The sequence below is a fragment of the Pedosphaera parvula Ellin514 genome (assembly GCF_000172555.1).
Lineage (GTDB): Bacteria > Verrucomicrobiota > Verrucomicrobiia > Limisphaerales > Pedosphaeraceae > Pedosphaera.
The window spans coordinates 48,032-69,966 of sequence record NZ_ABOX02000038.1; the positions used below are offsets into that span (position 1 = coordinate 48,032).

The 21,935-nt window shown below is 52.2% G+C and carries 22 protein-coding genes; 17 read left to right on the top strand and 5 right to left on the bottom strand.

All coding sequences use genetic code 11. From position 1 onward, the window contains the following. Positions 1–31: 31 nt before the first annotated feature. On the bottom strand, positions 32–454 hold the full coding sequence (locus tag CFLAV_RS23075; protein WP_160164643.1) for a DUF5069 domain-containing protein: 423 nt from the start codon (positions 452–454) through the stop codon (positions 32–34). A 76-nt stretch (positions 455–530) separates the two neighbouring features. Further along, a complete protein-coding gene (glk, locus tag CFLAV_RS23080; RefSeq protein ID WP_007417261.1) occupies positions 531–1,541 on the bottom strand; it encodes a glucokinase in 1,011 nt (336 codons plus the stop codon). Between the two features lie 248 nt (positions 1,542–1,789). On the opposite strand from glk, the gene trxA reads away from it, so the two are divergent. Further along, the gene (gene trxA / locus CFLAV_RS23085) at positions 1,790–2,134 is read left to right on the top strand and encodes a thioredoxin (RefSeq protein ID WP_007417262.1); all 345 of its coding nucleotides are present in this window, start codon (positions 1,790–1,792) and stop codon (positions 2,132–2,134) included. Between the two features lie 66 nt (positions 2,135–2,200). Continuing rightward, positions 2,201–2,803, top strand: coding sequence for a TetR/AcrR family transcriptional regulator (locus CFLAV_RS23090; protein ID WP_007417263.1), 603 nt, complete (start codon positions 2,201–2,203; stop codon positions 2,801–2,803). 8 nt (positions 2,804–2,811) lie between these two features. On the opposite strand, the gene CFLAV_RS23095 is transcribed toward CFLAV_RS23090, so the two are convergent. Further along, a complete protein-coding gene (locus tag CFLAV_RS23095) occupies positions 2,812–3,102 on the bottom strand; it encodes an SWIB/MDM2 domain-containing protein (RefSeq protein ID WP_007417264.1) in 291 nt (96 codons plus the stop codon). A gap of 155 nt (positions 3,103–3,257) precedes the next feature. On the opposite strand from CFLAV_RS23095, the gene CFLAV_RS37010 reads away from it, so the two are divergent. Beyond that, positions 3,258–3,389, top strand: coding sequence for a hypothetical protein (locus CFLAV_RS37010; protein ID WP_272941492.1), 132 nt, complete (start codon positions 3,258–3,260; stop codon positions 3,387–3,389). A gap of 96 nt (positions 3,390–3,485) precedes the next feature. Here CFLAV_RS37010 and CFLAV_RS23100 read toward each other — a convergent pair whose 3' ends face one another. After that, on the bottom strand, positions 3,486–4,070 hold the full coding sequence (locus CFLAV_RS23100) for a histidine phosphatase family protein (protein ID WP_007417265.1): 585 nt from the start codon (positions 4,068–4,070) through the stop codon (positions 3,486–3,488). Between the two features lie 489 nt (positions 4,071–4,559). Between CFLAV_RS23100 and CFLAV_RS23105 the strand changes: the two genes are divergently transcribed. Further along, a complete protein-coding gene (locus tag CFLAV_RS23105; RefSeq protein WP_007417266.1) occupies positions 4,560–6,539 on the top strand; it encodes an ABC transporter ATP-binding protein in 1,980 nt (659 codons plus the stop codon). Positions 6,540–6,618: 79 nt separating this feature from the next. Continuing rightward, positions 6,619–7,110 (top strand): DUF5335 family protein, encoded by a 492-nt coding sequence (locus tag CFLAV_RS23110; RefSeq protein ID WP_007417267.1) that lies wholly within the window; start codon positions 6,619–6,621, stop codon positions 7,108–7,110. A gap of 139 nt (positions 7,111–7,249) precedes the next feature. Here the strand turns inward: CFLAV_RS23110 and pdxR are convergent, their stop codons facing one another. Next, positions 7,250–8,746, bottom strand: coding sequence for a MocR-like pyridoxine biosynthesis transcription factor PdxR (gene pdxR / locus CFLAV_RS23115; protein ID WP_007417268.1), 1,497 nt, complete (start codon positions 8,744–8,746; stop codon positions 7,250–7,252). Between the two features lie 116 nt (positions 8,747–8,862). Here pdxR and CFLAV_RS23120 point away from each other — a divergent pair, with 116 nt between their 5' ends. The 12 genes from CFLAV_RS23120 to CFLAV_RS23175 all read left to right on the top strand — a co-directional run bounded on the left by CFLAV_RS23120 (position 8,863) and on the right by CFLAV_RS23175 (position 21,327). Beyond that, positions 8,863–9,339 (top strand): carboxymuconolactone decarboxylase family protein, encoded by a 477-nt coding sequence (locus CFLAV_RS23120; protein ID WP_007417269.1) that lies wholly within the window; start codon positions 8,863–8,865, stop codon positions 9,337–9,339. Next, positions 9,336–9,794, top strand: a complete 459-nt coding sequence (locus CFLAV_RS23125; RefSeq protein WP_007417270.1) for a cupin domain-containing protein — start codon at positions 9,336–9,338, stop codon at positions 9,792–9,794. The genes CFLAV_RS23120 and CFLAV_RS23125 overlap by 4 nt, the downstream gene beginning before the upstream one ends. A gap of 2 nt (positions 9,795–9,796) precedes the next feature. Beyond that, positions 9,797–10,300: a DoxX family protein gene (locus CFLAV_RS23130; protein WP_007417271.1), complete on the top strand. Its 504-nt coding sequence runs from the start codon at positions 9,797–9,799 to the stop codon at positions 10,298–10,300. Positions 10,301–10,372: 72 nt separating this feature from the next. After that, a complete protein-coding gene (locus CFLAV_RS23135) occupies positions 10,373–11,905 on the top strand; it encodes a B12-binding domain-containing radical SAM protein (protein ID WP_007417272.1) in 1,533 nt (510 codons plus the stop codon). A 41-nt stretch (positions 11,906–11,946) separates the two neighbouring features. Beyond that, positions 11,947–12,456 (top strand): hypothetical protein, encoded by a 510-nt coding sequence (locus CFLAV_RS23140; protein ID WP_007417273.1) that lies wholly within the window; start codon positions 11,947–11,949, stop codon positions 12,454–12,456. A 59-nt stretch (positions 12,457–12,515) separates the two neighbouring features. Continuing rightward, on the top strand, positions 12,516–13,157 hold the full coding sequence (locus CFLAV_RS23145; protein WP_007417274.1) for a hypothetical protein: 642 nt from the start codon (positions 12,516–12,518) through the stop codon (positions 13,155–13,157). Positions 13,158–13,178: 21 nt separating this feature from the next. Continuing rightward, positions 13,179–14,333 (top strand): AAA family ATPase, encoded by a 1,155-nt coding sequence (locus CFLAV_RS23150; protein ID WP_007417275.1) that lies wholly within the window; start codon positions 13,179–13,181, stop codon positions 14,331–14,333. A gap of 9 nt (positions 14,334–14,342) precedes the next feature. After that, positions 14,343–15,062, top strand: coding sequence for a hypothetical protein (locus tag CFLAV_RS23155; protein ID WP_007417276.1), 720 nt, complete (start codon positions 14,343–14,345; stop codon positions 15,060–15,062). After that, positions 15,055–17,454: a hypothetical protein gene (locus CFLAV_RS23160; RefSeq protein WP_007417277.1), complete on the top strand. Its 2,400-nt coding sequence runs from the start codon at positions 15,055–15,057 to the stop codon at positions 17,452–17,454. Before CFLAV_RS23155 ends, CFLAV_RS23160 begins: the two co-directional genes overlap by 8 nt. Positions 17,455–17,530: 76 nt before the next feature. Then, positions 17,531–17,800, top strand: coding sequence for a hypothetical protein (locus CFLAV_RS23165; protein ID WP_150107553.1), 270 nt, complete (start codon positions 17,531–17,533; stop codon positions 17,798–17,800). Then, entirely contained in the window at positions 17,797–20,547 is a 2,751-nt protein-coding gene (locus tag CFLAV_RS23170) for a hypothetical protein (RefSeq protein WP_007417279.1), read from the top strand. The genes CFLAV_RS23165 and CFLAV_RS23170 overlap by 4 nt, the downstream gene beginning before the upstream one ends. Before the next feature lie 255 nt (positions 20,548–20,802). Further along, entirely contained in the window at positions 20,803–21,327 is a 525-nt protein-coding gene (locus tag CFLAV_RS23175; protein WP_007417280.1) for a hypothetical protein, read from the top strand. Positions 21,328–21,935: the final 608 nt, after the last annotated feature.

Consider the following 21,935-nt stretch of genomic DNA (forward strand, 5'->3'; position numbering starts at 1 on the left):
AGTGCGGCTTTTGCTTTGGGATTAGCATTGCTTAAATCCGCTTTTCGTCGGCGTCAATATAATCGACGAACGTGGTGATGTCGTTGCGGTGTTCGAGGCCGGATTCCTTTTTGCGCATATTTAACCGCTCGGTGATCTCGCCCCCTTCGGTGCCGCGCTTCAACACGAAATCGCGGAAGGCTGTCTTCTCAGCGTCCGATTTCTTTATGTTCTTCGCAACCCAATCAGCGACCTGACCATCCGTAACGGAGTTCTTGACGACTTCGATCATTTGTTCGGCAGTCACTCCAGCAGCCTGAAGCCAGGAACCATCAAAGCCCTTGGTAAAATTGTGTTGATAGTCGGGAGGCAACTTGCCTGCAAGATGCAAGCGAATCTTGTCAACAAACCGTGGCAGGTAGACCCAGCCAGACATTGTTTCCCGTGGACTACGTGGATAAATAATTTCACTCATGTACTTATAATTGAAACCGGGAAGGAATTCTGTCAATGCAACTTGCAGCCAACACTGAACTCTCGGAACGAGTGCTTCAACCCTGCACCAAGAACCCTTGCTTCCCAAATGCCGCATAATGTGCCGCTCCCAGCAACGCCGTCTTCGAATTCAAAATCACTTTCACCGGCATGGCTTCCAGCAACGATTTCATTCGCCCTTTACCGAACAACGCTTCAAGAAAATGTCCCCGTTGCAGACTCGGCAGAATTTTGGGCGCAATTCCACCCCCAATGTAAATTCCTCCCGTCGACATTAACTTGAGCGCCAGGTTTCCCGCTTCCGCTCCGTAGTAGGTCACAAACAAATTCAAGGCGTGGGTGCACATATCATTTTCGTTTGCCATTGCCACCCGTGAAATGACTGCTGCCGGATCTCCCTTGCTCAGCTCTGCCGCCAACCAGGCTGGCTCGCTTGCACCTGGCCGATTCTTTAAAAACTCGTAAATGTTAACCTGCCCAGTGCCCGAGAGCACTTTCTCCCAACTCACATGACCAAACCGGTCGTGCAGAAAAGCAAACAACTCCCCATCCAAGGTATTTTGCGGTGCAAAGTCGCAATGACCACCCTCACAGGCAAAAGGATGATGTTGGCTGCCGTCCCAAAATAATCCTGCTTCCCCCAATCCCGTCCCGGCAGAAATCAGTGCCACATTCCCATTGGTTCCGGGTTCACCTTTGTTCAAAACATCGAAATCGTCCGGGTCCAGCTGCGCCAATCCATAGGCATTTGCTTCCAGATCATTGATGAGCGATACTGAGCCGAACTTTAATTCCATCGCCATCCCGACTGCTTCGATGCGCCATGGCAGGTTTGTTAATTGAGCACGTCCGTGCCTCACCGGTCCTGCCACCCCAAAACAGGATTGATGGATTCTTGGCGTTCCTCCTGTCGCGAGGAATTCCCGGATAATATCCTCCAGATGCAGATACTTTTGGCTCGGAAACGTCCCGTCTTGAACAAGCCTCACACGCCGCTCCTCAATCTCGAACAAACCGAGATTTACCTTAGTACCACCAATATCGCCCGCCAGAATCATATGCAGCATTGAACCCAATTCATTACTAAAGTTCCATTTCTATCCTTGGCTGGAGTGAAAGTATTTTAACTAATCATTTAAGCTATAAGTTTCTAATGGAAAACAGCTTATATTCTAAAGACCGCCATAGTTGACTGCTTAGTCAACTATGCTATGTTGCGTTGGATGAACATTCGGCTGCTAGCTGTTAACTTCTTGGAGAGGAATGTTCATTCAAGTGGTAGAATACAAAGTCTGCCGGGAAGAAAGCTAAACACATGAATAATACTACTGTCGCTGACAAAAAATACGTGGATGTAACTGATGGCTCGTTTACTCAAGAGGTCCTCGAATCCAATGTTCCCGTGCTGGTCGATTTCTGGGCAAGCTGGTGCGGGCCATGCCGCATGATCAGTCCGCTGGTTGAAAGCCTGGCGGTTGATTTCGCCGGCAAGGCCAAGATTGCCAAAGTCAACGTGGACGAAAATCCCGGACTCTGTTCTCAGTTCAGCATCCGAAGCATTCCCACCCTGCTCATATTCAAAAATGGAAAGCTCGTGGATACTTCGATCGGTGCGTCTTCCAAAACCAGCCTTACCGAAAAGCTGAGTAAATATCTGTAACCTCATCTAACACTTGACGCTCTAGGCTCGGGTGTTAGCGTAATCAAGAATCCACCTTTATGATTTATGGGACGAACTAGCGATGCGAAAGGCAAGCTGCTTGATGTAGCCTTTGATTTAATTTGGCAACAGAGCTACGGAGCAGTGAGCGTGGATGATATCTGCGATCGCGCTCAGGTGAAAAAAGGCAGCTTTTATCATTTCTTTCCCTCCAAATCAGATCTGGCTGTGGCTGCCTATGAAGAGCATTGGCAGCAAAGCCGGCCCAGGTATGATTCGTTGTTCTCCCCTCAGACGCCCCCGCTGGAACGGCTGGAGAATTATTGCAAACGTGTTTACGCAGGCCAGAAGGAGAAACTGGAAAAGACCGGGCGTGTGCTTGGGTGTCCGTTTGCCTGTGCGGGCTCGGAGTTAAGCACTCAGGACGAAAAAATCCGCGTCAAATCCAAGGAGATGTTTGATCGAATGTGCAAATATATCGAGAGCACTCTGGTGGATGCGCACAAGGCCGGTCTGATCGAATCCCAGGATTTTCCAGCCAAATCTCAGGCCATTTTCTGCTTTGTCCTCGGCCGCCTGTTGCAGGCGCGCGTCAGTAATGATGTGGAAGTTTTGCGTGACCTCGCCCCCACCGTCATGCAAATGATCGGCGCGCAGGTCCCGGCTTAAGTGTTTTTTTACTCCTGCACGATGTGACTGAAAACCAGTTTTGACATTTCCAGCATCGTCACCTGCTGCTTCCCGTTGAACACTGGTTTCAAGTTCTCGTCCGCATTGATGAGGGTTTTCTTCTTCGGATCCTGCAGCCCATGTTTTCGGATATAACTCCAGAGCCGTTTGGTAAGCTCACTGCGCGGCAGGGGCTTGCTGCCAATGATGGCGGATAATTTTGCATCCGGTTGTACGGGTGTCATGAAGGCCAACTGAGTTTTACCCTTTCCTCGAATTCCCACATTTGTTCCAAGCATATAGTTAGTGAACTTTTATGTTATCGTTTCATACCATTGCGAAAAATGGGGTTTACTCCTAGTTGTCATAAACCTCCCAAAACCGGATTCTGTCGCCGAGCAGCATATTATTTAGACTGGAAAAGAGGGAATGCATTCATTGCATAGGTAAGATTATGGCGATCCTCAATTTGAAACCGGTTACGGTGACTTTACAGGGCACCTGGAGAAGCAAGTTTCCTTCGCCCACACCCTGTATCTGGATGAAGTCCGCGCGCTCATGGTTCGGTGCGGACAAGTTGAGCTGAGTGCTGGCGGGTTGTCGGCTGCAGGATCGGAAGTCCAATCATTCCGCTCCGAATTTTTTTAGCGGGCAAAGAGAAGAGGGACAGATCGAAACCAAACTACCGGTTCATGCAGAGAATCTTTGGAGCCGTATCATCCAGCGTGAGGATACTCACAGCAGCCGGACTCAATTCAATCCTTTGAAACAGATCCAGCGGAACTCCTAAGTAATAGGCCAGGACGGAGCGAATTGGATCGCCATGGCCGAACAGGGCGATCGTGCCGTTTGGATATTCGGCGTGCAGTAGTTGAACTGCTCCCACCATTCTGGCCTGCACTTCAATCATCATTTCCCCGTTGGGAACGCGTTGTCCGCTGCGAAAGGAATTCCAAAGTCCCCATTTTGGCACGGTATTCAATTGCTCCAATGTTTGCCGGCTCCAATCGCCAAAATCCACTTCCAAAAGCGCGTCGGAAATTTCCACGTCGAGATTCAGCTTTCGGGCCAGGGGCATCGCGGTCTCAACAGATCGCTCCAGCGGACTGCTGATGATCAGTTGAATCGGTTCTTTAGCCAGGTGTGTGGCCAAAGATTCCGCCTGCCTGCGCCCTTCCGCATTTAAACCGATGCCTGGTGTTCGTCCCGGAATCGAAACACCAATGGTGTCATTAGCTGCGTGACGAATCAGGTACAGCGTTGTCATCGACCAAGGATGAACCGGAAGTCAGTTTTGTGCAACGATGAGGAACCTGGCTTTTGAACCACGCTGTCCCCCGCTTGCGCTGCCGGTTGCGTAAGAGCTCACAGCATTTTGTATTCTTAATCATACTGTCATCTCCGATCCTAAACCGTCCATACCAACCGACTGTAGCAGCACTGAAACATCTTTACGTAGCCAGCCACCCGGTTGATTCAATCAACGCGGAGCTGGCTTTCCCCTCTCGGGCATCTTTAATGAGTTCCACTCCAACAAACCGGGACAAATCACGATTCATGGTTCCAACGATTGTGACCAAAGTCTTCTGCTTGCGATTTCAATAAATCTTCGCATCCACAAGGCTTCAAATATAATTACACATAGCCCCCGCTCCAGTGGGGTAATTACATGCTTTTCCCATTTGTGAAACCTTACCATCGTCAATATCGCTTAACAGATTCGTTCATCATATAAGTCGCTTACTCCCTGATCAACATGAGCATCATCATGGGGTTCTCAAATGAATTGGTTATTCAAAAGAAATGTACCCGGTTGCTTTTTGATATTTATCGGAAGAGTTTACAGAATCTGCGACGGCAAATCGCCGAGGCTGGTTCCAGCCTTACCTTCGCAGCAGGCACACCGCTTCCAAAATGGATCGAGTGCGGAGTATCGAATTGTTGCTCATTTGTGAATACCGAAGAACAAAAACCCAAACAGCCCAGAAAACGCGGCCGGATGCGCCGAGCGCTGAAGCTGGCATTTCCTTATCGCAGGACAATTGTTGGCATTTTTCTGCTGACCTTGCTGCTCGCGGCCATAAACGCCATCGAGCCGCTCATTTTGAAGTACGTGTTTGACGACCTTGCCACACATCGGGTCATGCGCACGTTAATGGTTGGCATAGCCCTGTTAATCGGTTTGGGAATCGTCCGTGAGGTGGCGAATGGCATTTCAAATTGGCTGACGTGGCATGCCCGGCTGGGAGTTCATTACACCTTGTTGGAGTCCACTGTCGAGCGTTTGCACCGGATGCCTCTCAGCTTTCATCGGCAGGAGGGTGTGGGCGCCATCATGACCAAACTCGATCGCAGCATCCAGGGATTGATCGGCGCCATAAGCCAGATTCTTTTCAATGTATTTCCGGCCATACTCTACATGATTATTGCCATCACCATCATGTTTTTTCTGAACTGGAAGCTGACCATTTTAGTGATTGCCTTCCTGCCCCTGCCCGCTGCCATCGCAGCCCTGGCCGGCCCGGAACAAAATCGACGGGAACGAACGCTCCTGGATAAATGGTCGCAAATTTATTCCCGTTTCAATGAAGTTCTATCGGGAATCATCACCGTGCGCAGTTTTTCGATGGAGGATGCCGAAAAGAAACGCTTTCTATCAAATGTTCAGGAAGCCAACCAGGTGGTGATCCGGGGCGTGGGTATCGATTCCGGGGTTGGAGCTGCCACCAATCTGGTCGTCGCGGCCGCGCGCATTGCTGCCATCGCCTTTGGGGGAGTGCTCATCGTTCAAGGCAAATTAAGCCTGGGCACGTTGGTTGCTTTTTTGGGATACGTGGGCGGGCTCTTCGGTCCGGTACAAGGCCTGACGAACATTTATCAAACCATCCAAAAGGCCTACGTGTCGATCGACGAAATCTTCTCCATCCTTGACGAACAGGAACATTTGGGCGATGCCCCGGATGCCCATGAAATCCGACAGGTGGACGGAGAAGTCATATTCAAGGATCTGACGTTTCGTTATGAAGAAGCGAACACACCCCTTTTGCGGGGAATTGATCTTCGGGTCAATCCAGGAGAAACGCTCGCAATTGTCGGCCCAAGTGGCTCCGGCAAGACCACTTTAATGGCCTTGTTGATGCGATTCTATGATCCCGATGAAGGTGGCATTTACCTGGACGGCAAAGATTTGCGGCAACTCAAGCAACGATCCCTCCGCAGAAACATTGGCACGGTATTGCAGGATCCACTCCTTTTTAACGACACGGTTCGAAACAACATCGCCTATGGCCGGCCGGAGGCTACAGTGGCGGAAATTGAAGCCGCTGCCCGCGCAGCCAACGCGCACGACTTTGTCTCACACCTGCCGGAAGGCTATGAAACCATGGCTGGAGAGCGCGGCAGTCGATTCTCCGTAGGCGAGCGACAAAGAATCACCATTGCGCGCGCGCTGCTGAAGAACCCGCCGATTTTGGTACTGGATGAAGCAACGGCTTCACTGGATGCGGAATCCGAAGCCCTGGTTCAAGAGGCATTGGAAAAGCTGATGAAAAACCGCACCACCTTTGTGATCGCCCATCGCCTTTCAACGGTTGTAAATGCCCATCGCATTATCGTTCTTAAAAATGGATCGGTTGCAGAATTGGGAACCCATCCTGAATTGATGCGCCTTGGCGGCTATTATGCGAAGCTGGTGGAACGGCAGACCAGCGGCCTCATTCGCAATGAAGGTGAATAGCGCGCAACCATTGATAAGGGAAATCCCCCATTGCCTTTCCCGGCTGGCAATAGACGGTTGCATTAGGAGACTAATTTAAATGAAAAGATTAACCAAGACTCGTTCGCGCAGCACAGGCACCGAACTAAAAAGCCCTCGCTCGAAGCGACAGGGCATTGCGTCTGTGCGTGGTGGTGCTTCCCGTCGCTCACCGGCAACCGCGAAACGTGGAAGCGAACAAGGCTCTGAGGAAGCCCGGGAAATCCCACGCGCGCAGTGGAGTCGTTTTTTCGATACCTTCAGCAAAAATCACGATGGCTGGATGACCAGGGTGGAAGTGGTATCGAAAGGGAGAAGAGGAGCCCTGGAAGCCCGGGATTTGCCTTTGCAGGGAATTGCCGTCGACCTAAAGGGCAGCAGTCCGGATACCACCTTCATCATCCTGGATATGCGTCCCAACGTACACCTGACTCATAGCGTTCCACGAACCAAACAAGTCACTTTCAACGAGAGAAAGCAGCAATTGCAGATTTCCGCAGCCAATGGCGACAAGGCGATTGCGAATTTTAAAGCGCCCAGGAAAAAACGTTAAATCTATTTCCAAAAAGGCAAAGCAGATTTGACAGTTTCCGCTTCACTGTTTCCGGGTGATTTTCCCTCCTCCTTTGGAGACTTGAGCGGGTCAGGTTCGGGTTTGGGTGTAGCAGGTGAATCAACCTCAAGGTGATACCTTATAAATTCCTTTTAAGGTTCTCCAACACCTTGGCCAATCGTGTCACAGCAGCTTTAGTGGCGGCTGGATTTACCGTGGCAAACCCCAGCATCAGGCCATTGGGAACGCGCCTGCCGACTCCGAAGCTTGATAATGACATTACTTCGATCTCCGCAGCCGAGGCAGCAGCCGTTGCCTGACGATCCGAAATCCCGCACTCAAACCAGCCATTGGTATGCAATCCCGCCGGCAGATCATCCACACGCAGGAGTCCTTGAAGTTCAGACCTTGCTGCATCGATCAGGGCGAGTCGACGTTCAGCGTAAATTTCGCGCATGCGGCGGATGTGTTGTCCAAAATATCCTTCCACCATGAAATCACAAACGACCGCCTGATCGAGCACAGGAGGATAACGATCCACAATCGACCTGGCCGCAACAAATGGTTCCACCAAACGGGGAGGCAAAACCAGGTATCCAAGCCTAAGCGAAGGAAAAAGCATTTTGTTAAAGCTGCCGGCGTAAATCACTGAACCACTCTGGTCCAATCCTTGCAGCGCCGGAAAAGGCCGCCCGGAATACCGGTATTCACTGTCGTAATCATCTTCGAATATCCAGGCTCGAGCCTCATTGGCCCAATTCAGCAAGGCCAACCGCCGTTCCAGAGACAGGACCACGCCCAGAGGAAATTGATGTGCTGGTGTTACATAAGCCAGCCGTGCCTGGGGGCATGAGTTTACCCCTGTTCTTACGTTTAAACCATTTTTGTCTACCGGTATTGGTACCATTTCGCCGCCTGCAGCCCGGAGTGCAGCACTCGCACCAATGTAGCCAGGATTTTCCATCCAGACTGCATCTCCCGGGTCCAGAACCAGCCGCGCAACGATATCAAGAGCTTGTTGAATCCCGGAAACAATCACCACTTGTTCTTGCGAACATTTTACGCCCCGCATCGAGCCGAGATAACCAGCCAGTGCCTCACGAAGAGGCCGATAGCCTGCCGGTTCACCGCCGGCCAGCAGAATGCGGGAGGATTGCCGGCTTCTGCGCGCCACCATCCGGCTCCAGAGATGAAGCGGAAAAACATCGAGAGCGGGATGATAGGCGCGAAATGCCCGACCGGCGTGGGTGACGGGTTTAATGGCAAGTGACGTTGAACTTATGCGCTCACCCCGGCTGGACAACGTGGCGCGGGAATGCGCGGTGCGTTTGGAAATGCCTGCCATCCCCCGCGCCTGGAGCAGGCCGTCCGGAATATCCTTGGCCACGTAGGTGCCGGAACCGATTTGTCCCTCCAAATATCCCTCGTCGCGCAATTGCTCAAACGCGGTGGTTACAGTGCCGCGAGAAATTTGATACTGCCGTGCAAGCTGGCGGGTAGAAGGCAGTCGCGCGCCAGGTTTCAGCCGGCGATCCAGGATGGCAGCGCGCAGTTCCCGATGCAGCCATTGATTCAATTCAAGGTCTGCGGGCGGTGAAGCGAGTAATAATCCAACGGATGATTCATTTTTAGCCATGCGAATCGTTGCTTAAAGTGGTCCAGTGTATATCTTGTAAATGGCTCTTCCAGTTAAGCCACATTAATCTACTTTTATGCTGTCGAACAATTAAATTACAAGCTGACTAATATCAAATGAAACCCAGACTTGATTATACCAAAGCCTCTCCAGGTGCTTACAAGGCCATGGCGGGGCTGGAACATTATGTACGCCATTCTGGTTTGGAACCTTCGCTGCTGGAATTAATCAAATTGAGGGCTTCCCAGATTAATGGCTGCGCTTTTTGCATCGATATGCATACCAAGGACGCACGAGCACACGGAGAGACCGAGCAACGACTTTATCTCCTGGATGCCTGGCGGGAAGCCCCGTTCTATTCCGAACGTGAGCGCGCCGCCCTAGCTTGGACTGAAGCCGTGACGCTCGTCAGCGAATCGCACGTGCCAGACTCAATTTATGAGCAAGCGCGTGCACAGTTCAGCGAGGAGGAAATGATAAATCTGACCATGGCCGTTGTCGCCATCAACGGATGGAATCGTATATCCATAGCTTTCCGCGCAGTTCCCGGCGCTTATCAACCCGCCGCAGCATCCAAAACACCTAATTCATGAAATCCAGAAGAGACAGCTTGAAGGCTATTACGTGCATCATCGGAGCATCAGCACTGATTCCAAACCGGTTATTGGCTCATGAAGAAATCATTACGAAGCCAGCTGCTGGTGATCACGCGACGCCTGCCATAAAAAAACTGATGCAGCAAACGATAGGAAATCTTGAGGCAGCGGAAGTAACTATTGTCACTGTGAATTATCCGCCCGGCGGAAGCTCCAGTCCTCACCGGCATTCCGGTCCGGTGTTTGGCTACATTCTTGAAGGCGCGGTGATTTCGCAGTTGAAGGGAACCCCGGAGAAGACCTACACCAAGGGAGAGATGTTTTATGAGCCGGCCGGAGCGGTGCATTTGGTTTCACGGAATGCCAGCGATTCGAAGCCGGCAAGCCTGCTGGCTTTCTTGGTTGCCAAACAAGGAGCGCCGGTCAAATTACCCGCCGAAGAGGAGAAATGAAGATGAAGCCCGGCATTACCAAAGACCTCAGCAGTCTATTTTTGCGCCTTGCACTGGGCATGGCATTCTTAAGCGCAGTGGCAGACCGTTTTGGAATGTGGGGGTCATTTAGTCAGCCAAATGTCGGTTGGGGTGACTGGGAACATTTTGTAAAATACACGGAAAAATTGAATTGGTTTGCTCCTCACAGCCTGATTTCCATTCTGGCCTGGGTGGCGACCATCCTGGAAATCGTGCTGGGGATCACCTTGATTTTGGGATTGTTTACACGAACGTCAGCCATTGCGAGCGGAGCACTCCTGACACTCTTCGCGGTAACGATTACCATCGCGCTCGGAATCAAGGCCCCGTTCAACTATTCAGTATTCACGGCAGCGGCGGGCTCATTTCTACTGGCGACGATCGATCGCTACCGTTGGAGTTTGGAGGGGGCGCTTCGTACTGGATTGAAGTCGAATGCGGTCGCAACCATTGAAGTGTCCGCGCCAGATTGCTCCAAGCGTTGAGAAGCTGGACGAGTCTGCCTTGAATGAATTCCTCTATTCACTTCGCGGGCATTGCGTTAAGTTCGTGGCAGCATGGCAGACATTGTTTTAGCCACACTTAACGCGAAATATATCCACGCCGCCTTCGGCTTGCGATACCTGATGGCCAATCTGGGTGAACTTCAGAGTCGCGCTGCTTTGCTCGAGTTCGACATCAATCAGCGTCCCATTGAAATCGTGGAAGCTCTGCTCGCCGAAAACCCGAAAATTATCGGGCTTGGAGTTTACATTTGGAATGTAGTTCCCACCACGGAAGTTGTTTCCGCGTTGAAACGCATTCGTCCTGATATCACCATTGTTCTTGGTGGACCAGAGGTGAGTTTCGAAGTCGATCGCCAGCAAATCATTAATCAGGCGGACTTTGTTATTACCGGCGAAGCCGATCTGAAATTTGCCGAGCTCTGCCGGACTTTGATTTCTGGTGGCAAGCCCGCTGGCAAAATTATTCCTGCCGAGCTTCCAGCACTCGAGCAACTCGCCCTGCCGTATCATTTATACAACGAACGCGACGTCGCCCACCGCATCATCTATGTGGAAGCCTCGCGCGGGTGCCCGTTCACTTGCGAGTTCTGCCTTTCGTCTTTGGATGTGCCCGTACGGCAATTCCCTCTACCAGTGCTGCTGCAAAACCTGGAGGAATTGCTCAGTCGCGGAGTGCAACAATTCAAGTTTGTGGATCGCACTTTCAACCTGAACCTGAATACGAGCAAGGCGCTGCTGCAATTTTTCCTCGACCGCTTTCGACCGGGATTATTCGTTCATTTTGAAATGATTCCTGACCGACTGCCCGAGGCCTTGCGTGAGGTCATCGCCAAGTTTCCTCCGGGTGCGCTTCAATTCGAAGTCGGCATTCAGACTTTCAATCCTGAAGTATCGAAGTTGATCAGCCGTCGGCAGGATTATGAACGGCTCGCTGACAATTTTCGTTTTTTACGGGAGCACACTGGCGTTCACATTCACGCGGATCTGATTGTTGGTTTGCCCGGCGAAACCGTGGAAAGCTTTGGTGAAGGTTTTGATCGCTTGGTTGCTTTGAAACCGCAGGAGATCCAGGTTGGCATCCTCAAGCGGCTGCGCGGCACACCGATTGTCAGGCACGATGCTGAATGGAGCATGACCTATGGCGAACATCCGCCTTATGAGATTTTGCAAACGAAGCTCATCGACTTTGCAGCGATGCAAAAGATGCGCCGGTTTGCGCGGTTTTGGGATTTGATTGGCAATAGCGGCAACTTCATCGCAACCACACCGCTTATCTGGTGGGAAGGCTCCCCCTTCAAAGAGTTCATGCGCCTTTGCGACTGGATTTATGAACACCTGGGTCGCAAGCATAGCATCCCGTTGGCCGATTTAGGGGAGCAAATCTTCAGCTTTCTGACGGAGCAAAAGGCTCTTCCGGCAAGCACTGTCTCCGAAGCGCTTTTGGCGGACTACCAGCGAGGCGGACGCAGTGATATTCCTATTTTCCTACGCACACACTTTCCCGAAACTAGTCCTTCGCGGCGTGACCGGTTGCGATCGCTGGCCCCGAAGCGGCAAGGTCGTCATTTGCAACAGACTAATTAAACCAAGACTCAATTAAGGACTCGATGAACCTTGTCTGACGAATGAGACCGGAAATTCGATTAAAGTTTGAGAGTATCCTGAGCTATCCATTTTTTCAAGCTGTTGGAAAGCCATTGCCGCCCTCGATTACGAGTGTGAAGAGCTGGCCAGTGGCTGTAAAAGAAGGCAATTCACGAAAATGGGAGAATTGTCGCTTGGCTGCAAGAAATGCTCTTCAAGAAGCTGTCCAGCGCAAATCGTGGGAGAGATTACAGGATTGGAACCCTCTTGCAGATGAGCTTCGGCCACTGATTTTGTCTTTTGTCGACACCATGCTGACTACCGCACCGGTTCCAGAATCATATAGAGAAAAGCTGAGACATGAGCTTACTTGGGATATTATGTTCATTTGCCTCGAAGAGGAATATAAGGACTTGGTAGAGCCGCTCTTGCACATCCCCCAATTGGATGGATGGTATGCAGCTGGCCATTTTCCCTGTGGCTGGGATGAAGCTGAATTCCCGGATCATTGGGATGGAATAATCCGTAGCGGGCGGGTGATGGTGTTTTGATACAATTTTGGCCATTTTCTCACTGACTTTCCGAAAGGAGTGGCATTAAATATCCAGCGATGGGTTTATTCCAGTTTTTGAATGCGCTGGCCGAATCCGGCAGCGTCATTGTGACACAGGATTTCCGTGAGGAGGTCGAGCCTGAAGCTGAGGAAGTTTTGAAAGAAATGGATCGGCTTTACCGTTCACACCTTCCCGGAAAGGCCCCTGACTTTGTCCCGGAGGCAGCGTTGTGGGGGGCGAAGATGCTGTATCGGGGATGCCAATTCCTCGTCTGCCGGGATATCGATGGTGACATTGTGAGCAAGGCGATGCAGGAAGCTTGTCCTTTGCCTCATTCTCCAGCGACTGATTACTCGGTGGACTTAACCTTCCGCTTTTTACCCGATTTGATAGGCATGACCCGCGGTGTGTCATCGGGAGATCCGTTGCTCCAGGCTCTTTTGAAAATCGCCACGGAATGGCCGTTGTCTTCCGTGGGCGTTACCGGCGTGGAAGGGGTGAACGTTTCGCATTTCATTTCTGACCGTTGCTTGCGCCAACTCTACATCGACCGCATCCTGGAAAGAAATGATCTCACGCGCCTTGGCAGTCTGGAAGTAAACCAGGCGATTAAAGAATCTTTGGGCGCTCACGTTGAGCTTTGCCCAACCGTTGCGGAGAAAATGCAATCGGCCATGACAGCAACCAGTCCTGATTAAATTAATATTTTCAAACCTGATATGACCAGCAACTCAATATTAGATATTGGCCGGCGGCTCGGCGAAGAAGTCCTTCAGCCGATGAAGCAAGCCTTCGTAGGGAAGGATGAAGTGATCGACCTCCTGGGTGTTTGCCTGGTGGGCGGCGAAAATCTTTTCATTTTGGGGCCGCCGGGAACGGCGAAAAGCGCCTTGGTGCACAATCTCGCTGCCCGACTCGAAGGTCAAACCTTTGACTATCTGTTGACCCGATTCACGGAACCGAACGAATTATTTGGTCCTTTCGACATCCGAAAACTTCGCGAGGGCGAGCTGATCACCAACACCGAAGGCATGTTGCCCGAGGCTTCCCTGGTGTTTTTGGACGAATTGCTCAATGCGAACAGCGCCATTCTAAACAGCCTGCTTACCGCGCTGAACGAACGTATGTTTCGTCGCGGAAAGGAATCACGGCCATTGAAGGCGCTGCTTTTTGTCGGTGCCAGCAATCACCTGCCTGAGGACGATGCGCTTAAGGCTCTGTTTGACCGTTTTCTGCTACGAGTCCATTGCGATAATGTGGGTGCTGAACAACTGGCGGACGTGCTGGCTGCAGGGTGGAAATTAAATCAGAACCGAATTACCACTTCATCGCTTCACTTTGATGAAATACAGAAGCTCCAAGGTTTGCTCACGGGAGTGGACCTGACTCCGGTGCGCGACGCCTATGCTGAACTGGTGCACCGCATCCGGCATGCAGGGATTCCGGTGTCTGATCGTCGGGCGGTGAAGCTGCAAAAGCTCATCGCGGCAAGTGCGCTACTCTGTGGTAGGTTGGTCGCTCGAAATTCCGATCTTTGGGTGTTGAAATACATCTGGGATACGGACGATCAACAGGAAGTCTTGCAGGCACTTGTGGACAAGGTGGTTTCCAAATCCGAGAGCGAAGTTGCTGATCACGTCCGCGCCCGTCCCCCTGAAGGGCCTGATCCGGAAAGTCTCGCCCGTGATCTGGATTTCATCACCGAACGTTTGAAATCTGAAACCAATGGCGAACAAGCCTATTTGCAAGATCGTCTGGGTTTGTTGGAAGGACGATGCCAATGGGTTAAAGATTCGCAAAAACGCGACTTCCTGACCAAACGCATTGCGGAGTTGTGGCCGCAACTAAAATCTGGAGCGGTCAAAGCAGTATAGCGATCAGCCATGAATTCCTGGGCAGCTTGCATACCATTTTCCGAAGCCGCAGAACTCGCGGTCATCCGTTTGTTTCCGGGGATAGAATGCGCCAAGGTCGCCGGGACACTATGGCTTCGCGGAAACAATGGCAGCGAAGAGCTTGAGCAGGCGCTGAGAGGTATTTCGGATTTGGAACGCTTCGAACTGCTGGAGTCGGGCTGGTTGAAGTCTGCTGAATCGCGCATTCCGGAACGAATCCTTCCCCGGGTGGAATGGCAACCACTTAAGGGAGCGATGTTGCCAGGCTTGCCAACCGCAGCGCTGCCCGGAGAAACCCGGCAAAAACTCCCGCTAACATTGGTAAGAACTCACACCGAAGCAACACCTGGAGCCATACTGGCGGATTTTGATGCCTGGTATGAATTTGCGATTCAAGCGCCTGAAATTCGGTTGAAGGGTTTGCGTTTTGCCGTCAATGAAGAACGACGTGTTTCGGTGATTGGCCATCCCGTGCCGCCCATCAAAGGTCTGCAGCTCGTCGATTATTCCGGCATCCTGATTCCGTGCGGATTCACCTGGTTTCCGGCTGTGGAGGCAATGGTGTTAAGTGAGCTTTTTAATCGAGGAGCCGAGGACTTTGTCATTTTCTTTGAAGATCATACTCACCAGATCATCAAGCCGGAACAACTCCTGACTGCCAGCCGAAGCGCCGTTCGGGAAACTTACTCCAAATTACTGCATGCCTGACAGCCATCAACAAGCCTTAGCCTACTTCAGCACAGCACACGATGAACCGTGGCGTTGGGCGGAGTCGGGGCGGGTTATTGTGTGGTCGGATGGCACCACGATTGCATTTCGGGAGGAATTGGAGGAAATCCTGGGATTAATGGCTGTGAAGGGTTTGCCTCCTTTTCATGCCATAGTGCTGCTGCTGGCCGCCTGCCGTGGCAAACTTCCTGCGGCATCTATTTTCAGTCATCCCATCGCGGAGACAGTTCCGGTCATATCCGACTCTGGCAAGCCACCGATTTCACCGGCCACGGGTAATCAATTACTTCTCCGGGCCTGGAACGATCCGGCGAACCAGGAATTTTCGGAATTTATTGCCAGACTGAAATCGTTGCAACAATTGCCGGTGGAACTGAGGAACAGTCCGCGAGCAAAGGCTGTACTGCTGGAAATGATTCTCGAGCAGGTTCGATTTGAGCGCGTTCAGCCTGCCCGCGAGATCGTTCAAGTCCTCGCGGATGGTTCCCTGACTGATGACCTGCTTAATAACAAAAAACCGTCCGCCAGCAATACTGTTTCGTTATATCGCCAGATTCATCAGAGTTTAAAACACTTTTCTCCCGAAGCTCTGGCAGCGCGCATCCAGACGGGTCTTGATGAATTGCCTGAGGCGGCGGAGATCACGCTGGAACCTGCGGCTCGTGTCCGGCAATTGCTCAGCCGACTGCAGGACGACCCTGATTATCAGGGTCTGGCGAAAGTGACGCGCGACATCATGGCCGCGCTTTACCTGCCCCGCTCTCTTTCCGAAATGGAGGAACTCGCGTTGGGCGGATTTTCGGATATTTCCAATCGCGGCAATCTTGATCGCCTGTTGCCGAGTGAATTGGCCAATGATGACCTGACACTCGCGGCGCGCGTTGCCCTGAATGAAGCGCTCTATTTCCGCCGCGAACCGCCAGCAAACCATCCGCCTGGACATTTTGCGATTCTGATCGATTCAGGTATCAGGCAATGGGGATTGCCGCGTGTTTTTGCCACGGCGGTTGCTCTGGCATTAATCGGCAAGGAGAATCGCCGCGGACAGACGACCACCTGGCGGGCCACGCACGATGGAGTGGAAAAAATTGATTTGCTCGCCCGTCAAGGTTTGGCCAGGCATCTGGGAACTTTGGAAACGTCCGCCCATCCCGGACTTTCGCTCAAACCGTTTTTTTCCCAGTTGACGGACGAACCTGAGCTTGAATGCGTGCTCGTCACCAACCGCGATGTGATTGATGATCCTGATTTTCAAACGCTGCTCGCGCAATGCAATCCGGAAAAGCTTTACATCGCCTCCGTGGATCGCCATGGCTCATTCCAACTGTTTTTGCATCCGCATCGCAAGGCCTTGCTTTGCCAGGCGGAAATTCCGTTGGAAGTCTTGTTTCCCGGAAAGGGTCAATCCTCGCAGGACAACTTGCGGGACAGGAGGGAGGGACTTGAACTGCCGCTCCTACTTTCCTCAAGACCATTTCCACTCCTGTTACCGATTTCAGGCAAGGTGGAAAAGACGCTGGCTCAACCAGACTACGGCGCCATCGCGGTGATGCAGGACCGCCAGCTTCTCCGGTGGTCGAATCCCAATCTCGGGGCAAGTTTGCTGATGGATCATTTGCCACGAGGGAAAACGCTTTGGATTGGCACCGATGCTCAGGCCAAAACGGTGACGGTGCTGAAATATCGCATTGCCCAGAAGCAGGGCATATTGACCATCTGCGATGAGGTAAGCGGCAACGTTGAAATTCATGAATTCGCTTTGGCCACATTGCCAACCCGGGTATTTGAACGGAATGGCATCCTGTTTCTGATTCAACGCACTCAGGTGACTGCGCTTGATCTTACCTCGGGACAGCACCTGGTTACAGCTCCCCTGCCGCATTACAACCTGCCCGCTTATGGCAGATATTTTGCGCGACTTGATGGGGGCTGGCATTGCGTGAGCCACAACGGACAAGCCCTGGAGTTCATTCCGGTGAGCCTGCCTCAACCTGTTCGTGAGGCGGATATTCTTGCCCTGTTCGACCGGGATGGGTACGAGGGGCCGTGGGTTCTGACCAAACAGGGAGAAGTATATGCACCCACCGGCGCACGCCTGGTAAATCTGGGACATGTGGTTGCTCACGTACAGATATCTGAAGACGGTCACCGGCTCGTGGTTACCAGTGTGGAGAGTGGGAAGTTCGATCTGGTGGATCTTAAGACCGCGCGTTCCTCCACTATCAAGGTCGGCCTCGCGAAAGTGGCTTTGCAGCCGTCCATCTCTTTTCCGACGCGGAATGTGCGGACAAATTTCAATGCCATTGGTTTCACGGCCAATGGCGATCCCAGCTCAGACTTCGCAAGGATTTTGGTTTGGGTTAAAGGCTGAGGATCAAAAATCGCTTCATTTCCATCGCTGCACAGACAGCCCGCCTGAGCCAGCGAGCGTACGTTATTTTCATCCGGTGCGCACGGTTACAGAATTCGGTTTTAAGCTGCGGGTGGCTTCATGGAACGATGGCTGCAAGGCATGGCTCGACAGCCGCGCGATTTTACATCTAAGAGGCTCGTCGGCATCCTTTCCCGAAGTGAGCATCATGCTGGTGGAGGGCCAGACAGCAGCCTGGTCGTCTGATGGGCAGCTATGTGGATCGGCATTTCACTTGGGTGCTGCCGAATCGATTGAAGACTCAACCATGATTCGCAAGATACAGTCCCTTTCACCTAAGCCATGATCAGTCCCACTCTCAAACTCAGGCATGTTGCGGAGCCGGTTCGTCCGGCGACGGCGTGGTTTTTGCCCGGAAGCGATGCCGGCTCATGGTTGCAGGAAATTTGTCGTTGGGAAATTCCGCAACAAGGAATGCGGCTGTTTGTGCTCGCATCCTCGGCTGCTGACCGTTCGCCTGCTGGAGTCCTGGTCGTTCCAGTTCAGGGTGCCGTCCCGAGGAGCAAGCCACGGGGCTTGGCTTTCGGTGTGATGGCCGGCAAATTATTTCTACCAGTGGATGGGGAACTGTGGCCGCCGGTCGAAGCAAACGAACTTAAATTGTTGCATGAAGTTCAGATGTTTCACCCTGCCCTCGGCCTTTCGGGGTTTGCCGGGAAGGACGCGCTCAAAGTCTCTGATCTGTTTCGTCAACCGCCCTCCCGCGTGGAGAGTTGGAATCTGGCCCATGCGGGTCTGCCGCTGAATCAACATCTTCGTTCGGTGCAACTGGCAGCTTTCATCACACTGGAAGATTTGTTCGGAAGCGCCGGTGATGAGATTGCCTCCGAGCCGCCCACTGATTTGCCCCCGGCACCCGGCGAACCAGGTGAAGGTAAAATCGACAAACTCAAACGCAGCAGCAGCGACTTGTTCAATAAGAGCCTGCTTTCCATGCTGAAACAGATTCCGCATACCGGAGCCAATCGAACATGGGTGAACGATCTGGAGGATTGGGCGGCGAAGAATTTAAAATCTTTCGACCAGAAGTTCGATGCACTGCGTAACAAGGAACTGCACCGACTGCTGCACCAATTGGAGAGCAACCCGGAACTTGGACTTCGACATGCCATTCCGTTGAGCTCTTTTGGGCATCGTGGCACGGCGCCCCCGAGCGGACGGCTGGGGACGCGCGATCCCAACTTTAACCTGAACCGACTCGGTGGAGGACAAGCCGCGGATTTTTGGAATGTTCCCGCCGATTTGCAGCAACAGTTGCGTACCAAATATCGCGAACTGGCCAACCGTGAAATGCAATTGGGCCGATACCGCCGCGCCGCTTATATATTTGCCGAACTGCTGGGGGACCTTGAGTCCGCCGCTTCCACCCTCAAGCAGGGACGCCATTTTCCCGAGGCAGCCAAGCTGTACAAGGACCATTTGCGTCGCCCGCGTGAAGCGGCTAAATGCCTTGCTGAAGGAGGCCAGTTCATGGAAGCGATCGCCATTTACGAGCAGGAGCAATGCTTCCTGGAAGTTGGGAAACTGTATTTGCAATTGGGACAAAAGGAGGAAGCGCAGGCGGCGTTCCGTCGAGAGGTGGAAAAGTATCTCCGGTTGAATGATTTTTTGACTGCCGCAAAGCTGACGGAAAACGAGCTGGGAGCAGCGCGGGATGCGCTCGGGATTTTGTCGTTGGGCTCACAGCATCAGCTCCAGTCGATACAATGTTTTCAGGCCAGCTTTGATTTAATGGCAAGAAAATCCTGGCATGCGGAAGCCGCCGAACTGGTCTCCACTTTACGCAAACAAAATCCCAGCAAGGATAGAACCGTCCAGGTCACACAGCTTTTGGCAACGCAGAGCACTCATTACCCTGATCATACAGTGCGGCAAGCGGCTGCGGATGCCGCCAGGGTTTTGGTGGGATCACGTTTGCATGCGGCACCGCCTGCCGAAGCGCTGCTGCTTACGAATTCCCTCGTTAAACTGGCTCCGGAAGATCGCCTGCTCACCCGCGACGCGATTCGCTTCATGGCGGGGCGAAACGAGGCGTTGCGTAAGCAATCGAAAGCTCCCCCGGCCAAACCGGCGGGAGTACCAGTGCTGGTGCGTACCTTTGATCTGGGGAAGAACTTCACTTTGCATACTGTCAAAAGCTGCGGTGCCTATTTCCTTGCCCTTGGATATACCAAGCAGGAGTATGTGCTTTTGCGAGGAAATTGGGAGGGAATGACTCAGAATGTTGCCTGGGCGGATACGGCTAATTTAAAACTCCCTTTATATATGGAAGTGGATGAAACCTCCTCTCCGCCAGCGATGGTGGTCTTGAGTGCCTCACCACTTATGGAACATTTAGGGCGGCTTCCTGAGAAGGTGCTTCCCGCGGCAGACCAGTTTGGTGGTGCAGTGCCGGCAGGGACGCCGGGCTGGCTCGCTGGCGATTTCCGGGCGCTTTGCTGGCGCGGAAATCTGGCCTGGTTGCTACGCAACAATGGAGAGCGGAATCTCCTGCTTGAATGTCGTCACAAGGATGGCCGGGTGATCATGAACGCAGAATTGGAAGGGGTTCAGCCTGATTTGGGCGATACCTTCCGGCATGTGTCGCTGCTCGTGCAGCGAGAGTTGGTCTGGATTTCGGTTAATCGCAAGCTCTTTCTTCATCGTCCCGGCAAGTCCCTGCGGCAATGGGAGTCGGAGTCCGATGTGCTCTCTCTCGTTGGTTCCGCGCCGCATTTGCCCTTATGCGCGGTAACCCGATTGCAACAAGGAGTGGCGCTGCATTGGTTTGATGCCTTGGAGGAAAATGTGGAAACCATTGGCACCGAGCTCGCCTCTCCTTTGGCTTGTTTCACAGCCGGTGGCATGCTCGTACTGCTTTCGGAGAATGAAGGCAGGATCTGCGAAGTTGGGCGGGAAGGTAAAGGTGAAAGTTCCTTTAGCTGGCCCGGGGAGAAACCGCATTCGCTAGTGCGGGCGCAGAATTCAAATGAATTTGCGGTGTTTACGAAGGCGGGGAAGGTGCAGTTGTTTCGGGTGCAGAGTAGGAGGTGAGGTTGAGTAGAGCGAGGGTTTAGTGGTTCATGGTTGGCTTGGCGTGGTTGCGATTGTTGTTGTGAAATGGATTCGGAGTGGGAGTTTTCAATTCAAGGTTGTTGTTTGCAGCTTTACTTCGTGGCGGGACGGCTTCACTCTCCGAATATGAGCGGGGTAGAAATAGATTTTTTCGAGTCGGCTGAAAGACTTTGCGAGAGCGATGGCTTGGAGACTGATTCGGCTTAGGTGTCCACCGGCGAGCGAGAATTTATTATGAAGGCGAGAATTTATCTGTCTGTTGCCATCCCGGCAGCAGTTTTGTTTGCAACCATACTTTCTTTGCAATCATTGGCGTCGGAAAAAGTGATAGCCGTTCCTCTTGCCCTTCAATGGTCGAATTTTGCAGGAGAAACTTATAACTATGACGTAAGCACAATTGAAGAAAACTCCGTGCGCGTTGAGGTGCGAAGCAAAGAAGAAGGGTATTTTGTTGTAACCAATCGAGTCGAAGGCGGCATGACGGGCCTGCTGAAGCTTGCAGTGCATGCCGCGAACGAAGTCTCAAGGTATGAGTCCAACCTTCCGGCTGGTAAGGAGAGGTGCAGATTGGTGTTGAAAATTATGGATGTAGGTTCCTACCAGCAAGTCTCAATTGCAGGCGATTTACGTCCCCTGTTGAAATTTTGCAATGACCAACCCTCGCTCCACGATCTCCTGGGATTCATCTCGCAAGACTTACCAAAGAAATATCGATTGGTTGAGACCGGAGGAGAATTACTCCCTCCTGCCATAAAGTAATCGGTTTCAGTTCCGCATTGCAAATGTTGGGTGAAGTATGGCGGGAGCGTGTTTGGTCCGGGCCGGTGAGCAGAAAAATAGGCCGGCCCTTCAGGCCTTGATATTTCTTTGGACATTTTCCCAGGCCTACGGCCAAAAGGCCTTCAGCCTGGGCTGGTTTGGGGCGGCCCGTTGGGCCTGAGAAGTGGTGATGGTTTCAGGGCCTTGCGGGTGGAGGTTGTTATGAGGATTGAATCGTTACGAAGGCAATGTCTGAAGGACGGGACTCCGTACCCGGCAGCATGCGCTGGTATTGAACTCCCAATGTTCCGCTTCGATGACTTGATTCCCTGTGGAGAGACAGCGACTTCGAAGGGGCTTTATGCGGATGATGTGAGAAATCTGACACTTTTTGGCAATACTTCATCGTAAGCCGATTTGGAAACCGGCGCTCCGGTAGCTCGGGGTAATAACGGTCATCTTTCTGGGACTCAGACCAGCAAACGCTTTCTGACCGACTTCGTGAGCATCGCTTACGCCACATGTTTTATATCTGAATTATATATAATGAATATGTTAACAACTATATATTGACTTAGTTAGTTTCTTTTTGCCATAATGAGCACATG

What these genes read in the sequence shown, in the direction of transcription:
- CFLAV_RS23075 (WP_160164643.1), bottom strand. Translation starts at nt 454, where the DNA reads ATGAGTGAAATTATTTATCCACGTAGTCCACGGGAAACAATGTCTGGC.
- glk (WP_007417261.1), bottom strand. Translation starts at nt 1,541, where the DNA reads ATGCTGCATATGATTCTGGCGGGCGATATTGGTGGTACTAAGGTAAAT.
- trxA (WP_007417262.1), top strand. Translation starts at nt 1,790, where the DNA reads ATGAATAATACTACTGTCGCTGACAAAAAATACGTGGATGTAACTGAT.
- CFLAV_RS23090 (WP_007417263.1), top strand. Translation starts at nt 2,201, where the DNA reads ATGGGACGAACTAGCGATGCGAAAGGCAAGCTGCTTGATGTAGCCTTT.
- CFLAV_RS23095 (WP_007417264.1), bottom strand. Translation starts at nt 3,102, where the DNA reads ATGCTTGGAACAAATGTGGGAATTCGAGGAAAGGGTAAAACTCAGTTG.
- CFLAV_RS37010 (WP_272941492.1), top strand. Translation starts at nt 3,258, where the DNA reads ATGGCGATCCTCAATTTGAAACCGGTTACGGTGACTTTACAGGGCACC.
- CFLAV_RS23100 (WP_007417265.1), bottom strand. Translation starts at nt 4,070, where the DNA reads ATGACAACGCTGTACCTGATTCGTCACGCAGCTAATGACACCATTGGT.
- CFLAV_RS23105 (WP_007417266.1), top strand. Translation starts at nt 4,560, where the DNA reads ATGAGCATCATCATGGGGTTCTCAAATGAATTGGTTATTCAAAAGAAA.
- CFLAV_RS23110 (WP_007417267.1), top strand. Translation starts at nt 6,619, where the DNA reads ATGAAAAGATTAACCAAGACTCGTTCGCGCAGCACAGGCACCGAACTA.
- pdxR (WP_007417268.1), bottom strand. Translation starts at nt 8,746, where the DNA reads ATGGCTAAAAATGAATCATCCGTTGGATTATTACTCGCTTCACCGCCC.
- CFLAV_RS23120 (WP_007417269.1), top strand. Translation starts at nt 8,863, where the DNA reads ATGAAACCCAGACTTGATTATACCAAAGCCTCTCCAGGTGCTTACAAG.
- CFLAV_RS23125 (WP_007417270.1), top strand. Translation starts at nt 9,336, where the DNA reads ATGAAATCCAGAAGAGACAGCTTGAAGGCTATTACGTGCATCATCGGA.
- CFLAV_RS23130 (WP_007417271.1), top strand. Translation starts at nt 9,797, where the DNA reads ATGAAGCCCGGCATTACCAAAGACCTCAGCAGTCTATTTTTGCGCCTT.
- CFLAV_RS23135 (WP_007417272.1), top strand. Translation starts at nt 10,373, where the DNA reads ATGGCAGACATTGTTTTAGCCACACTTAACGCGAAATATATCCACGCC.
- CFLAV_RS23140 (WP_007417273.1), top strand. Translation starts at nt 11,947, where the DNA reads ATGAGACCGGAAATTCGATTAAAGTTTGAGAGTATCCTGAGCTATCCA.
- CFLAV_RS23145 (WP_007417274.1), top strand. Translation starts at nt 12,516, where the DNA reads ATGGGTTTATTCCAGTTTTTGAATGCGCTGGCCGAATCCGGCAGCGTC.
- CFLAV_RS23150 (WP_007417275.1), top strand. Translation starts at nt 13,179, where the DNA reads ATGACCAGCAACTCAATATTAGATATTGGCCGGCGGCTCGGCGAAGAA.
- CFLAV_RS23155 (WP_007417276.1), top strand. Translation starts at nt 14,343, where the DNA reads ATGAATTCCTGGGCAGCTTGCATACCATTTTCCGAAGCCGCAGAACTC.
- CFLAV_RS23160 (WP_007417277.1), top strand. Translation starts at nt 15,055, where the DNA reads ATGCCTGACAGCCATCAACAAGCCTTAGCCTACTTCAGCACAGCACAC.
- CFLAV_RS23170 (WP_007417279.1), top strand. Translation starts at nt 17,797, where the DNA reads ATGATCAGTCCCACTCTCAAACTCAGGCATGTTGCGGAGCCGGTTCGT.
- CFLAV_RS23175 (WP_007417280.1), top strand. Translation starts at nt 20,803, where the DNA reads ATGAAGGCGAGAATTTATCTGTCTGTTGCCATCCCGGCAGCAGTTTTG.